The sequence below is a fragment of the Flavobacterium xueshanense genome (assembly GCF_900112975.1).
Lineage (GTDB): Bacteria > Bacteroidota > Bacteroidia > Flavobacteriales > Flavobacteriaceae > Flavobacterium > Flavobacterium xueshanense.
The window spans coordinates 1-14,288 of sequence record NZ_FONQ01000020.1 but is presented as its reverse complement, the minus strand read 5'-3'; the positions used below and the strand labels follow the sequence as shown (position 1 = coordinate 14,288).

The following is a 14,288-nucleotide window of genomic DNA, read 5'->3' as shown; positions in this document are numbered from 1 at the left end:
AAACAAATCATTCAACATTAAATGACTACAATAATAATAGAAGACGAAAAACCAGCTGCCAGATTACTGCAAAGAAAACTTGAAAAACTAAATTTGAAAGTAGGAGTGATGTTACATTCCGTAGAAGAAGCACTTGATTGGTTTTCTAAAAATGAACATCCGGATTTGATTTTTCTTGACATTCAATTGTCGGATGGGTTATCATTTGAAATATTTGAAAAAGTTGAAATTAAGAGTGCCGTAATTTTCACAACGGCTTATGATGAATATGCCCTTCGCGCTTTCAAATTGAACAGTATCGATTATCTTTTAAAACCTATTGATGAAGATGATCTTGAAATTGCTGTTGCCAAATTTAAATCCCTTTTGCCAAAACAGGAAATACAACCACAAAGCATTGGAATTGATTTTGAGCAAATCAAAAAGATGCTGACTAATCCGTTTGAGAAAAACTATAAAAAAAGGTTTACTGTAAAAATAGGCCAACATTTGAAAGTGATTTCAATAGAGGAAATCGAATGTTTTTTTAGTGAAAATAAAGGAACATACATACATACTTTTGATAACAGGAATTATTTAATCGAATGTACTTTGGAACTTTTAGAGCAGGAATTGGATCCCGGAGATTTCTTTCGAATCAGTAGAAAATTTATAATTCCGTTGAAAGCAATTAAGGAAATTGTGTTGTACAGTAACTCCCGTTTGAAAGTTATTTTGCCATCTTTTAAAGAAGAAGAAGTGATTGTAAGCAGGGAAAAAGTTTCTGATTTTAAAACCTGGATTGGGTAGTTTTAGAGCGTAAAAAAAACTGTTTCAAATGCGGTTAAAAAAATCCTGAAAAGGAAAAATTTTGACGCTTGCAATTGAAGCAGTTTATGTAAGTTTAGGATTTAAAAATTAATCAAGTAATGATTTAATTTCTTTTTGTGTCTTGCCTAATTTTTGTTGTAATTTACCCCACATTTCATCTTCTTTACCTTCATCGTATAATAAATCATCATCCGTCAAATCGGCAAATTTTTGTTTAAGTTTTCCTTTTAACTCATTCCAGTTTCCTTCAATCTCTTTTGAATTTGGCATAATATACAAGTTTTAAATTACTATTTGTTCTTGACAAATTTTGCAATTTTAAACCATAAAATTGTTATACAATTAAAGGGAACTATTATATAATTCCGATAAATTACATTACACCCTTTTGTTACAATGTATCAAATGGGATTAAAATAAATACTAAATTATAAGTAGAGGTAAAGTTTTTTAAAATATTGGTAATGTGTGTTTTGTGCCTATGATATAGATTATGTCTATAATGAATCTAAACCTTGAAAAATACTTTTCGAATACCAATTATAACAAAAATTAATGCGGTATAAAGTATAAAAAACGGACTGATATATTCTATTAAATTCATAGGTAACATTACAGCTATAATCAATAATTGAAAGCCTAATCCGTAGATAGAAACCAGAGTCATAAACCAGTTTGGAAACGTTTTTACTTTATAAGCATCTTTATCAAGTGTGTGAATTATTTTATCAAAAGTACCGTATACAATAGTATAAATTAGGAATAAAATATCAACTGATTTTTGCGTTTCGCCGGGTAAAGCTTCAGGAGATTTATTTTCGAAAATTTTACTGGTTGTATCTCCGCCAACTGATTTATTTCTTAAAATGACATAGTAATAGTTGTATAATGTGCCTTGTAACTGGATGCCGATAAAGGCCAAAATTGTCATCCAGATATTCGTTTTTGAAACGTAACAAATTGTCATCAAAAAGAGAAAATTCAGGATAATATCAAATACGCTGTCTAAATATCTTCCGGTGTAAGAAGGCGTTTTTTTTAATCGTGCCAGTTCGCCATCTGCAGCATCAATTCCTGATTTCAACAAAATGAAAAAACCTGCTAAAAAGTAAGATCCGTCCAAAATAAAATAAATGGCAATCAAGCCTGAAACACCAAAAAGAAAGGTGACATGAATAGGCGTGAAGCGCGTATCTTTTAATTTATTGGCAAGAAATTTTCCAAATGGTCTTCCATAATCTGATAAATCCAGAAATTTATCTTGAGCGGCAAGTTTAGACATTTATGTTTTTAAACAAAGAAATGCGACAATATAGTCAGGTGTAACAGTTGTTATGCTTTTATTTTGATAATCGATGTAATGTAAATGTCATTGCCGTTAGTAAAAAGAAAGCCATTACTTGATGTAATAATCCCAGCCAAAGTGGAACACTATAAAGTAAAGTAAACACGCCTAATAGGAACTGCAAAAATACAATCAACACCAATATATTAATTCCTTTTTTCTGAAGCGAGGAAAGAATATGTTTTTTACTGGTGAAATAAAGTGCGAGAATTAAGCCTACCACGACATACGCCATGGTTCGATGTACGAATTGAACGCCGCTTTTTCCTTCAATAAAATTCAAAAACAAGGTGCTTTTTTCAATGAAGACGCTGTCGTGAATGAATTGTCCGTCGCTCATTAAAGGCCAATGATTGTGAATTAATCCGGCATTTAAACCGGCAACAAAACCGCCATAAATGATTTGGATCACCAGAAAAACTAATGCGACACGCGCAAGATTTCGCAATGGTTGAATAACCGCGGTTTTGTTCGGGTAAATTAAATCCAAAGCTACCCAAAGCGTGTAAGCAAAAGTAATAAAGGCAAATGTGAGATGTAATGCCAATCTAAAATGACTTACGTCCGGATTGTCTATTAATCCGCTACGAACCATGAACCAGCCCAGAAAACCCTGAAAACCGCCCATAAATAGCAATATGACACATTTTTTAACAGTTTCAGTAGAAAGACGTTTCTTGAACAAGAAATAGACAAAGGGTACAATAAATGCCAAACCGATAATTCGTCCTATAAAGCGGTGAAACCACTCCCAGAAGTAGATAAATTTATAATCACTGAGTTTAAATTCATTATGAACATTGATTTTTTGATACTCTGGAAATTTTTTATATTCGTCAAAAGCTTGCGACCATTTTTCCTCTGTCAAAGGCGGAAAAGTATCGGTTACTAAATGCCAGTCGGTCATGGATAAGCCGGAATTGGTCAATCGGGTAATTCCCCCAACTACAACCATCATAAACAATAATAAGCATCCTGAAAGTAGCCAGATAATTACGGATTTATTTTTATTTTTCATTTATTGAATTGGAAAATTTTGAGGATTTTGTCTTGTGTCCCAAATGTCTAAAACAAAAATTTGAGTATCTGAAATAGTGTAGATAATTTCGAAATGACTTGCAATTTTGAGTCGTACATTTTCATTGTTAGATTTTATAGAGCTTTCAGGAAAAATCGTAAGTTGTTGTATTGAATCTTGAAATAATAAATGAAGTTTTTTACTGTAATTCGTAGATTTATTTCTCTTATTCCAATATAAAAAAATTGCAGTTCTTGATTCTCTTGCAAATGTAGTCCAAACTACTTTTCTTGTTCTTCGAACCATTTTTCTATTTCAATTTGGGCTTCTTCATCAGAAATAAATTCGTCATTTTCAACTTGTTTTAAGGCGATGTTTATTTTTCGCTGTTCTTCTGCTGAAAAGATTCTGACACTTTCATATTTTAAGCCAGGTTCATGAACTGAAGACATATTTTTTTCTGATTCATTTTCGTTTTTTTCGTTCAATAAAGCATTGATTTGTAGCAACAAAACACTGTCCTCAGTTTCAGATATTTTTTTAATCAGATCTCGTTTTAAATCGGAAATATTCATGTTTCTAATTTTTAGTAAATTTAAATAAAATCTTTAAAAATTTAAACTAAACACTAGTTAAACTTTATTTAGCCCTAATTTCTCTCCTCTTTTTAAAACAAAATCATAAGCCGCTTGATATTCATTTGGGATTTCACCTTCTATAATGGCTTCTTTTACCGCTTCTTTTAATATCCCAATTTCTTTGGATGGTTTCAAGTTGAATATTTCCATAATTTCTTCTCCCGAGATAGGCGGCTGGAAATTTCGCACCTGATCACGTTCTTCGACTTCCACAATTTTCTTGCGGACGATTTCGAAGTTGCTATGATACTTTTTGAATTTATTTGGGTTTTTGGTAGTGATATCCGCTTCGCATAATGTCATTAAATTCTCAACATCTTCTCCAGCATCAAAAACTAAACGGCGCACCGCAGAATCCGTAACCGTATCCTGAGATAAAACAATCGGACGTGAGCTCATCATGACCATTTTTTGTACAAATTTCATTTTGTGATTCAATGGCATGTGCAAACGCTCAAATATCTTCTTCGCCATTTTTCCACCAAGAAATTCATGTCCATGAAAAGTCCAGCCTTGCTTTTTATTAAAGCGTTTCGTTGGTGCTTTTCCAATATCGTGCAATAATGCTGACCAGCGCAACCAAACATCATCAGTATTCGGACAAATATTGTCTACAACTTCCAGCGTGTGATAAAAATTATTTTTATGTGTATGGCCTTCAATTTCTTCAACTTGATTCAGAGCAGTCAGTTCTGGAAGAATAATATCTAAAAGTCCAGTTTTATACAACAACAAGAAACCTACAGAAGGTTTGTCTGTCAAAAGTATTTTATTCAATTCATCAACAATGCGTTCTCCGGAAATGATTTTGATTCGGTCTGCGTTTTTGGTTATAGAGTTCAACGAATTTCCTTCAATTTCAAACCCCAATTGGTTCGCAAAACGAATCCCTCTCAACATGCGTAACGGATCATCAGAAAAAGTAATATCTGGGTCTAAAGGTGTTCTGATTATTTTGTGTTTTAAATCTTCCAGTCCATTGAAAGGATCGGATAATTCTCCGAAATTCTTTGCGTTTAAGGATAAAGCCAAAGCGTTTATAGTGAAATCGCGGCGATTTTGGTCGTCTTCCAATGTTCCGTTTTCTACAACGGGGTTTCGGCTATCGAGATTATAGGATTCTTTTCTGGCGCCTACGAATTCAATTTCGGTGTCTTCAAAACGCAACATCGCTGTTCCGTAGGTTTTGAAAACTTGAACTTTTGGTTTGTTAGGAAGTAGTTGAGAAACTTTTAAAGCCAATTCGATTCCGCTGCCAACAGCAACAATGTCAATGTCTTTTTTAAAGTCTCTTTTCAAAAGTAAATCTCTTACGAAACCACCAATCACATAACTGTCAACGTTAAGTTCTTGGGAAGCTTGAGAGATGACCTCGAAAATTTTATTGTTTAAAAACTCTTTATAGGAAGTTTTAATATTCATTCTTGTGTGTTTAAATTTTGAAGTTTAAGGTTTTAAGTCCTGAAAACTGAAAACTGCGACTGAAAACTCATTACTATTTACGGATCACTTTTACCTGAGAATCGTTCGTTAATTTTATAATTGTAGAAGGTTTTCCGGCAATTTTTTCGCGATGCAAATTTACAACATAGTCCACGCCTTTTATAATTTCAGGACTAATTTCTTTAAAACTTTTTGGAGTAGGTTGTCCCGAGATATTTGCCGATGTCGAAACCAATGGTTTTTTCATTTTTTCCATTAACTTAAAACAAAAAGGCTCTTTCACGATTCGTATTCCCAACGTATTATCTGATGCAATTAAATTTGGAGCTACGTTTCTGGGTTTGTCCAGAACTAAAGTGGTTGGATTTTCAGATAAATCCATTATTTGCCAGGCCACTTCTGGTATGTCTTTAAAGACATTGTACATCATTTTTTCACCATTCATCAAAACGATCATGCTTTGAGTTTCGATTCTTTTTTTGAGCTTGTATATTTTGGCTACAGCTTCAGGATTTGTGGCGTCACAACCAATTCCCCAAACAGTATCAGTAGGATATAGGATTATTCCGCCTTCTTTTATAACTTCGTAAGCTTTATGTATTTCGTCGTTAATTTCCATTTAAAATAGTTTTATATTCTTTTAAAGTTTTTTGAGCCATTACTGAAGCAGTATAATTTGAAATTAATTTTTCGTAAGAAAGCGTTACAAATTTTTCCTCAAGCTCTTTATTGTTAAACAAATAAATTATTTTTTCTGACATCATCTCAAAATCTTCTTTGGGGGTTAATAGACCGTTAATACCTTCTTGTATAATTTCAGGAATTCCTCCTACATCAGTGCTTATTACAGGTTTTTTATGATAAAAACTTTCAAAAATTACTTCGGGTATACCTTCGCTTTGTGATGTCATCAATAATGCATCAAATTGTGGGATGAAGTTAGAAGCATTCGGTACATATCCTAAAAAATGGATGTAGTTTTCTAATTTTAATTCTTTAATTTTTATTAATAAATCTTCTGTGCGCTCCGTAAAAGAGCCAATTTGCACAAATATGATATCTGTTCTTTTTTTTACATTCACAATTAGATTAACTGTTTCTATGAATGTCTCAAGATTTTTAGCCCTAATGTGATTTCCTATTGTTCCCACTATTTTTTTAGAGTCATCAATAGCAAATTTCTCGCGTAATAAAAAATCTGTTGCAGTGCTTTTATTGGTAATAGAGGTGCCTTGGTAAACTGTAATTACTTTATCTCGATCTTTTATTGACTGTAAAGTAATTCTTCTAGTCTCGTCTGAAACACATAAATATTTTTTTATTTTAGAATAATTATATTTATAAAGTGTAAGTTTTTTGTTTTTTATTGGGAATGATGTTTTCTTGCTAAAAATAAAAGGTGGTAAATTAGCGAATTTATCCGCAATGATTGTCAACGCAATTGCAGATGGATCATGAATGTGAATAATATCAACTTTTTTAGTTTTACATAAATTAATGATTTTTAATGAAAAGCGGAGATCTAAATTATAAGCTAAAGGTGCAGTTTGAAATTCTATTTGGGTTTGATTTAGACGTTCATGAAAAAGAGTGTTTTCAACACATAAGACAATATTTTTTATTTCAGGATTGGATTGTTTCAATTCATAACATAAGGTTTCAATATGGTTTTCGCCACCGCCCCAACTTTTTACTGCAGATATATGTAGAATGGTCATGTATTGATTTTAGTATTTAAATTTGTTTACTAATTTTTGGTTTTTATTAGAAAGTTTGTTTATAATTCTAATATTTATTTATTTAAATCCTAATATACTTTCTCATACATATAATAATACAGTAGGATTTAGGCATAATTTCAGGTAAAATTACATTAAATATTTTAAGTCTTGAATTCAATACCTACTTTTGTCAATCAATTCTCCTTTTTATGAAATATATCTTTAACCCTTCTTTTAAATCTTTTGAGAAACAAATTCGGAACTGTGTAAATAATTTTGATAAGCAGGGAACATTATTTGGTGACGGTCAAAGAAATAAGATAAAACTCTTCGATTTAGAAAACAAAACGATTAATATCAAATCGTTTAAAATCCCTAATCTTATTAATCAATTCGCCTATAAATATTTCAGAAAATCTAAAGCCAGACGTTCTTTTGAGTATGCAAATAAATTAATCACAAACGGTATAGGAACGCCACAACCCATTGCTTATGCTGAAAATTTTAAGATATTAGGACTGGAAAACAGTTTTTACATTAGTGAACACCTTCCGTCCGAATTGACCTTTAGAGAATTGGTACAAAATCCGGATTACCCAGACCATGAGAATATATTGCGTCAGTTTACCCAATTTACATTTGATTTACATCAAAAAGGAATTGAGTTTTTAGATCATTCTCCGGGAAATACATTGATACAAAAGCGATTGGAAGGTAAATATAATTTCTATTTGGTAGATTTAAACCGAATGAATTTTCATGATGTAATGGATTTTGATTCTCGTATGAAAAATTTTCATCGGCTTACGCCAAAAATTGAAATGTTGGCTGTAATGAGTGATGAGTATGCAAAATTGTACGATAAGAAATACGATGAGATATTCAATAAAATGTGTTTTTATACGAATGATTTTCAGTCAAAATTTCGTAGAAAAATTGCTCGTAAAAAGAAATTATTGTTTTGGAGGTAACTGTAGTTTTCTTTTCCAAAGTTGTCCTAATTCTTGATAGCGAATGTGAATCGAATAAGCATTTAAATAACAAATAATCAGCCCCTTTTCTCCGTCTAAAAAGCCTAATCGTACAATATAATTGAATAAAAAGTTATATATTGGATGTAAAAGATGAAATAAAACCAAAGATTTTTGTTTCTTCATGAACATCTCTTGAGCTTTAAATTTTCCGTAGCGAGTAGTTTTTGACTTATATGCTTGGTAATTGGAGTAGGAATAATGAATGAGTTTGTTTTTTAGAACACCTATATTTCCATTTACTTTTAATTTTTCATGTACGAGTTTATCCGTAGTGTATTCCGCATGTTTTTTATGAAACAGACGGTATATTTTATCATTTTGATTTCCGCTGAAATGCAAAACTTTATTTTCAAACATAAAAATTCTTCGAAATAGAAAAGCGGCGTAATTTTCATTATTTTTTACAGTACCTACAATTTCTTTTTTTAATTCAGGAGTTAATCTTTCATCGGCATCGAGAAATAAAATCCAATCATTTTTTGCCTGAGCAATTGCAAAATTTCTTTGTAAAGAATAATTTTCGAACTTATTTTGAATGAATTTTACGTTATCGAATGCTTTACAAATAACTTCAGTGCTATCTGTGCTGAATGAATCTACAACAATAATTTCGGCAGCAAAATCCAAATCAGCTAAAAGTGCTTTCATTTGATTTTCTTCGTTTAATGTAATTATTAAAACTGAAATGTTAATATTGTAATCGTATTTCATTAATTTTTGGATGTTTTACAAAAATAGAGCATTATTCTAAATGTGTTTTCAAGAAAGTATTTAAAGCAGGAAAAATTAACTTGGGAGTAAACTCTTTGTAAAACGCGATGGTTTCTTTTTTTATAATTTTAGCCGTTTTGCCCTCAAATAAATCAGGTTTAAACTCTTGTAAATGCAGTGAAACATGATTGATTCCATCTTCAAATGTGGCCCATCCTTTTTTGTCAATCCAAGGCGAAAAAATAATAAAAGAGGGTTTTTCTAACGCTTTTGCCATATTTATTGCCCCGCCATCGTTGCCAATTATCATATCACAATGATTCATGATGGCGATAAACTCCCGGATATTTTTTCCTAAAAGGGAGAAATAAATCATCTGTTTGGTACTTTCTTTACACCCATTGTAGATTTTTTTCGCATCTTCAATTTGCTTTGGAAAATAATTAAAAAGAATATTTATATCCCCTTTATCTGCCATAAAATCCACTAATTTCGACATGTATTCCAGCGGATATGTTTTATCAGAACTACTCCCAATGAGACTGACCATAATTGTTTTTTTAAACAGGTCTATTCCATAAGAATCAAAAAGAGAAGCAGCTAAATCATTTTCTTCTTGAGTTACATAAATTCGGGGCAAAGTTTCTAATTCAATATCCAGATGCAAAGGATTTAGCAGTGCTAATCGTTGTTCAATTATTAAACCCAAATTAATATTAGATGTTTTTTTTCGTTTCACGGTATCCGTATAAAGAAAGCCTCTTCCTTTTTTCCAGTACGATATTTTTTGTTTTGCACCGGAAAATAATACGACGAGCCAGCTTTCTAATTTGGAATACGCATCAATAACAATATCGTATTTTTCCGTTCGAATGGATTTTAGTAATTTAAAATATTCCCATTTGCTTTTTTGATGTTTTTCCTTAAAAAGGATGAGGTTATCAAAACTTGTATTTCCTTGTAAAACAGCAACTGTAGATTCGTAAACCATAAAATCAATTTGCGCTTTGGGATAGGCTTTCCGCAAATTATCACATAAAATGGAGCTGACTAAAACATCTCCAATCATTTTTTGTTGAATTACAAGTATTTTCATTTGAAGTAAATTTGAAAAAATTATGCTTTTGTTTTCAAGTAATTCATTGCACGGGGACTAATCCAGGTTTGTTTTCGTAGGGCATTTAAATAATATACGGATAGGTTTTTAAGCATCAGCCGATTCACTTTTAATTTTGGAATAAAAAATAAAAATACGCTTAAAAGCGACAAAAATAGTTTCTCACTAAGAACTCCTAAAATTAATAATGTATGCAAATAAAGTTGTATTCCTGTTGAAAATTGATCGCTGATGTACACATGTTTAGAAATAATTACTTCTGTTTTTGTGAGTGCTTTAGTTTTTACATTTAATCGGGAGGCGCCGCCATGCTGATGAAAAATTGTTGCTTTTCTGGTTACGGCAACTTTTCCTCCAAGATTACAAACTTTTTTGCAAAGGTCAACATCTTCAAAATACAGCCAATAATCTTCGTTCCAGCCTTTAATTTTGTTAAACCATTCTCGGCTTATAAAAATGACCGCTCCGGTAACCCAATCTGGGTAAAACAAATCATTGTTGTTGTTAAAACGTTTTTCTAATTTTGCCTTATTTAGTTTTCTATAAAGAGATCTTGAGATTCCGAAAAAGCGTCCTAAAGCCGGAAATAAATTATTCTGTTTGTAAAAAACTTTGTTTTCGTTTATTTGCAAACAGGATAAAATTCCAATTTCTGGATGGGAAACGGTTGTTTCTAAAAGGGTTTCAAGGGCTCTAAGAGTAAGTTTTGTATCTGGATTTAAAAAAAGGAAATGGTTTCCCGAAGCAATGTTTGCACCAAAGTTGCAACCATTTGAGAAACCATTATTACCATTATTTTCTATAAATGTAAACTTGGAATATTTTTGTTTAAAAACAGGAAATTGCCCCTCTTTAGAAAAATTATCAACAATGATGACTTCGAATGTGAATGTTTTCGAAATAATTATTTCAATAGATTCTAAACATTCAGCTAAGGCTTTCCAACCCCGGTAATTGACAATAATTATTGAAATATCCAATAGGTTTTTTGTTTATAGATTTTAAAAACGCACTATACCGCTACGTCATATTCGCGTAAAGCGTTATTCAATGAAGTTTTCAAATCTGTTGAAGGCTTGCGTGTTCCAATGATTAAAGCACAAGGCACCTGAAAATCTCCTGCTGGAAACGTTTTTGTATAACTTCCTGGAATTACTACCGAACGAGCAGGAACAAAACCTTTCATTTCAACAGGAGTTTCACCTGTAACATCAATAATTTTTGTAGATGCAGTCAAGCAAACATTAGCACCAAGAACGGCTTCTTTGCCAACGTGAACTCCTTCAACTACGATACAACGTGAACCAATAAAAGCACCATCTTCAATAATTACAGGAGCAGCTTGCAATGGTTCTAAAACACCACCAATACCAACACCACCGCTTAAGTGTACGTTTTTACCAATTTGAGCGCAACTTCCTACGGTTGCCCAAGTGTCCACCATTGTTCCTTCGTCAACATAAGCACCAATATTTACATAACTTGGCATCAAAATAACCCCACTTGAGATGTAAGCGCCGTAACGCGCGACTGCATTAGGAACCACACGAATTCCTTTTTCAGCATAGCCTCTTTTCAATAACATTTTGTCATGGTATTCAAAAATTCCTGATTCCCATGTTTCCATTTTTTGAATTGGGAAGTACATAACCACGGCTTTCTTAACCCATTCGTTTACTTGCCAGGTGTCTCCTTTTGGTTCAGCTACGCGCAGTTTTCCTGTGTCTAATAACTCGATAACTTCTCTGATTGCGTCAGTAGTTGTAGTTTCCTGCAGCAAAGCGCGGTTTTCCCAAGCTTGTTCTATAATCGGTTGTAATGGATTCATTTTTTTTGATAATTTTTGACAAAGATAGGATTTTTAGCCAAAAGCAAAAAAGCAAAATGATTAGAAAATGTTACAGATTTAACTTCTTGTTTTAATATTTAATTTAAAATAATAATTGTTCTTTGTATTTCAATGGGGGAAAAATAAATTTTGAAAAAAAATGATAGCGAAGTGACTTTTCTGTTACTGCTAAGAATTGAGATATTAAAATAGTTACCTTTGAAAAAAATTGAAATGCCAAGAATTCTCTCCATAGATTATGGACAAAAACGAACCGGAATTGCCGTTACCGATGAAATGCAAATCATAGCTTCAGGATTGACAACCATTCCTTCCACAACCGCAATTGCTTTTTTGAAAGACTATTTTTCCAAAGAGAAAGTTGAAGCTGTCCTTATTGGTGAACCCAAACAAATGAACGGCGAGCCTTCAGAAAGTGCTTCCATTATAAAAGGTTTTGTAACGCATTTTACAAATCATTTTCCGGAGATGAAAGTTATTCGGGTTGATGAACGCTTTACTTCAAAAATGGCTTTCCAATCCATGATTGATAGCGGAATGAGTAAGAAACAACGTCTTAACAAAGCACTGATTGACGAGATTTCGGCAACGATAATGCTTCAGGATTATTTGACCCGAAAAAGATTTTAAAATCAATATAAAAAAGCTGTGTTTTCGCAAAAAAGGGTTTGATAAATGTAACTTTTGAGGCAAAATTTATGCTTTTTTTGCAATTATATAATTTATCTTTGCACTTTAAAATGTAGTGATGTCTGACAAAACCGTACGTACAAATAGTGAAGTAGTTCTTATAGGAGCTGGAATTATGAGCGCCACTCTTGGCTTAATCCTAAAAGAGTTGCAGCCTGATATAAAAATTGAAATTTATGAGCGATTGGATATTGCTGCTGCCGAAAGTTCTGATGCCTGGAATAATGCTGGAACGGGACATTCTGCTTTTTGCGAGCTCAATTATACTCCAGAAAGCGAAGATGGAATCATCAATCCAAAAAAAGCAATCAGTATCGCAGAATCTTTTGAGGTTTCCCGACAGTTTTGGGCGTATCTCGTTCAAGAAAATAAAGTTCCGTCTCCTGAGAATTTTATAAAAAGCATTCCACACCTGAGTTTTGTTTGGGGTGAAAAAAATGTAGCCTACTTAAAAACAAGATTTGAGGCTTTGCATTCGAATCCTTTATTTAAGGATATGATTTTTAGCACTGATTTTGCTGAGTTGAAAAAATGGATGCCTCTGGTTATGGAAGGCAGAAAGGAGTCAGACAAAGTTGCCGCCACTTCAATGGCAATTGGTACCGATGTAAATTTTGGAGAGTTAACCCGCAGTATTTTTGGCTATTTAACAAAATTAGAAGGTGTTACGATTCATTTCAACCATGAAGTTCAAAAATTAAAACAAAGAGACGATAAGTCCTGGAGAATAAAAATTACTGACGTGGCTACAGGCCAAACAAAAAAAGCGTACACTAAGTTTGTTTTTATTGGTGCTGGTGGCGGTTCATTGCCGTTATTAGAGAAAGCAAATGTTCCAGAAGGAAAGGGATATGGCGGTTTCCCAGTGAGCGGACAGTGGTTAAAGTGTATTAATCCAGAAGTAATTGCAAAGCATCAGGCAAAAGTATATGGTAAAGCTAGTGTAGGCGCACCCCCAATGTCAGTTCCGCATATTGATTCCCGAATGATAAATGGAGAAAAAGCATTGCTTTTTGGGCCTTTTGCTGGTTTTTCGACTCGATTTTTAAAAAATGGCTCTTATTCTGATTTGCCTTTATCCATAAAAACGGATAATATTATTCCTATGGTTGCCGCAGGTATTAAGAATATACCACTTACTAGATATTTAATTCAGCAAGTGCGTCAGTCTCCGAAAGATAGAATTAATGCCTTAAAAGAATATGTGCCAAGTGCTAAATCCAAAGACTGGGTTTTAGAACGAGCTGGGCAACGTGTACAAGTGATTAAGAAAGATGAGAAAGAAGGTGGAATTCTGGAATTTGGTACCGAAGTAATTACCACTGCCGATGGTACTCTATCTGTTTTGTTGGGCGCCTCGCCGGGCGCTTCAACCGCTGTTTCTATTATGGTTGATTTGATTGGAAGGTGTTTTAAAGATCAATTTGAAACGCCGGAATGGCAGGAAAAATTAAAAACGATGATTCCTTCTTTTGGCCAGAATTTAAACGATAATCCTGATTTATTAACGAAAGTCAGACAAGAAACTGCTACTGTTTTAAAACTGAACAATTAGAAATTAATAAAAATACTAGATTCAATTAATTAATGCAACTCTCAGGAAAATCGATAAGACAATTTTTTCGAGAGAGAGGGCAAAAAAGCCCTCTCTCTCGAATGGAATAAATTGTCTTTATTTGCTCCTGACCAAAGTTGTAAATAATGAGCCATTTAACCCGCGAACAAAGATATACTATTAGCGTATTATTAGAACAAAATTTCAGCAAAAGCCAAATAGCATTATTTATTAAAAAGGACAAGTCTGTCTTAACACGAGAGCTACAACGTAATTGTGATTTACGCAGTGGTAAATACGATGCAGATTTAGCTCAACGCAAATATGAAAAGCGACAGAAAGCCAAGCCTAAAAGAA

At 32.7% G+C, this 14,288-nt stretch carries 17 protein-coding genes; 5 read left to right on the top strand and 12 right to left on the bottom strand.

Annotated features, from left to right (window positions below; translation table 11 throughout):
- Positions 1-21 precede the first annotated feature (21 nt).
- Positions 22-789 (top strand): LytR/AlgR family response regulator transcription factor, encoded by a 768-nt coding sequence (locus BMZ76_RS14420; protein WP_091208478.1) that lies wholly within the window; start codon positions 22-24, stop codon positions 787-789.
- A 108-nt stretch (positions 790-897) separates the two neighbouring features.
- On the opposite strand, the gene BMZ76_RS14415 is transcribed toward BMZ76_RS14420, so the two are convergent.
- The 8 genes from BMZ76_RS14415 to BMZ76_RS14380 form a co-directional block, all read right to left on the bottom strand.
- Complete coding sequence (locus tag BMZ76_RS14415; RefSeq protein WP_091208473.1) at positions 898-1,080, bottom strand: CsbD family protein; 183 nt, start codon at positions 1,078-1,080, stop codon at positions 898-900.
- A 238-nt stretch (positions 1,081-1,318) separates the two neighbouring features.
- Entirely contained in the window at positions 1,319-2,092 is a 774-nt protein-coding gene (locus tag BMZ76_RS14410; protein ID WP_091208468.1) for a CDP-alcohol phosphatidyltransferase family protein, read from the bottom strand.
- Between the two features lie 58 nt (positions 2,093-2,150).
- A complete protein-coding gene (locus BMZ76_RS14405) occupies positions 2,151-3,173 on the bottom strand; it encodes a COX15/CtaA family protein (protein ID WP_091208464.1) in 1,023 nt (340 codons plus the stop codon).
- On the bottom strand, positions 3,174-3,479 hold the full coding sequence (locus tag BMZ76_RS14400; protein WP_091208459.1) for a type II toxin-antitoxin system RelE/ParE family toxin: 306 nt from the start codon (positions 3,477-3,479) through the stop codon (positions 3,174-3,176).
- Positions 3,455-3,748, bottom strand: a complete 294-nt coding sequence (locus BMZ76_RS14395) for a hypothetical protein (RefSeq protein WP_091208454.1) — start codon at positions 3,746-3,748, stop codon at positions 3,455-3,457. Before BMZ76_RS14395 ends, BMZ76_RS14400 begins: the two co-directional genes overlap by 25 nt.
- A gap of 57 nt (positions 3,749-3,805) precedes the next feature.
- Positions 3,806-5,233 (bottom strand): CCA tRNA nucleotidyltransferase, encoded by a 1,428-nt coding sequence (locus BMZ76_RS14390; RefSeq protein WP_091208450.1) that lies wholly within the window; start codon positions 5,231-5,233, stop codon positions 3,806-3,808.
- A 73-nt stretch (positions 5,234-5,306) separates the two neighbouring features.
- Positions 5,307-5,873 (bottom strand): L-threonylcarbamoyladenylate synthase, encoded by a 567-nt coding sequence (locus BMZ76_RS14385; RefSeq protein WP_091208446.1) that lies wholly within the window; start codon positions 5,871-5,873, stop codon positions 5,307-5,309.
- Complete coding sequence (locus tag BMZ76_RS14380) at positions 5,863-6,972, bottom strand: glycosyltransferase family 4 protein (RefSeq protein ID WP_091208442.1); 1,110 nt, start codon at positions 6,970-6,972, stop codon at positions 5,863-5,865. Before BMZ76_RS14380 ends, BMZ76_RS14385 begins: the two co-directional genes overlap by 11 nt.
- Positions 6,973-7,184: 212 nt before the next feature.
- Between BMZ76_RS14380 and BMZ76_RS14375 the strand changes: the two genes are divergently transcribed.
- Positions 7,185-7,946 (top strand): lipopolysaccharide kinase InaA family protein, encoded by a 762-nt coding sequence (locus tag BMZ76_RS14375; protein ID WP_091208439.1) that lies wholly within the window; start codon positions 7,185-7,187, stop codon positions 7,944-7,946.
- Here the strand turns inward: BMZ76_RS14375 and BMZ76_RS14370 are convergent.
- From BMZ76_RS14370 to BMZ76_RS14355, 4 genes are read right to left on the bottom strand one after another with little or no spacing between them, the layout of a single operon-like run.
- Entirely contained in the window at positions 7,929-8,720 is a 792-nt protein-coding gene (locus BMZ76_RS14370) for a glycosyltransferase family 2 protein (protein ID WP_091208435.1), read from the bottom strand. The two genes, BMZ76_RS14375 and BMZ76_RS14370, sit on opposite strands and share 18 nt — an antisense overlap.
- 31 nt (positions 8,721-8,751) lie before the next feature.
- Entirely contained in the window at positions 8,752-9,816 is a 1,065-nt protein-coding gene (locus BMZ76_RS14365; RefSeq protein WP_244281830.1) for a glycosyltransferase family 9 protein, read from the bottom strand.
- A 20-nt stretch (positions 9,817-9,836) separates the two neighbouring features.
- Positions 9,837-10,817, bottom strand: coding sequence for a glycosyltransferase (locus tag BMZ76_RS14360; RefSeq protein ID WP_091208430.1), 981 nt, complete (start codon positions 10,815-10,817; stop codon positions 9,837-9,839).
- A 32-nt stretch (positions 10,818-10,849) separates the two neighbouring features.
- On the bottom strand, positions 10,850-11,665 hold the full coding sequence (locus tag BMZ76_RS14355; protein ID WP_091208425.1) for a 2,3,4,5-tetrahydropyridine-2,6-dicarboxylate N-succinyltransferase: 816 nt from the start codon (positions 11,663-11,665) through the stop codon (positions 10,850-10,852).
- A gap of 234 nt (positions 11,666-11,899) precedes the next feature.
- On the opposite strand from BMZ76_RS14355, the gene ruvX reads away from it, so the two are divergent.
- From ruvX to BMZ76_RS14340, 3 genes are all read left to right on the top strand, one after another.
- Positions 11,900-12,316: a Holliday junction resolvase RuvX gene (gene ruvX, locus BMZ76_RS14350; protein WP_091208422.1), complete on the top strand. Its 417-nt coding sequence runs from the start codon at positions 11,900-11,902 to the stop codon at positions 12,314-12,316.
- A gap of 118 nt (positions 12,317-12,434) precedes the next feature.
- A complete protein-coding gene (locus tag BMZ76_RS14345) occupies positions 12,435-13,931 on the top strand; it encodes a malate:quinone oxidoreductase (RefSeq protein WP_091208418.1) in 1,497 nt (498 codons plus the stop codon).
- 146 nt (positions 13,932-14,077) lie between these two features.
- The coding region (locus tag BMZ76_RS14340) for a helix-turn-helix domain-containing protein (protein WP_143071104.1) at positions 14,078-14,288 on the top strand (211 nt) is incomplete at its 3' end.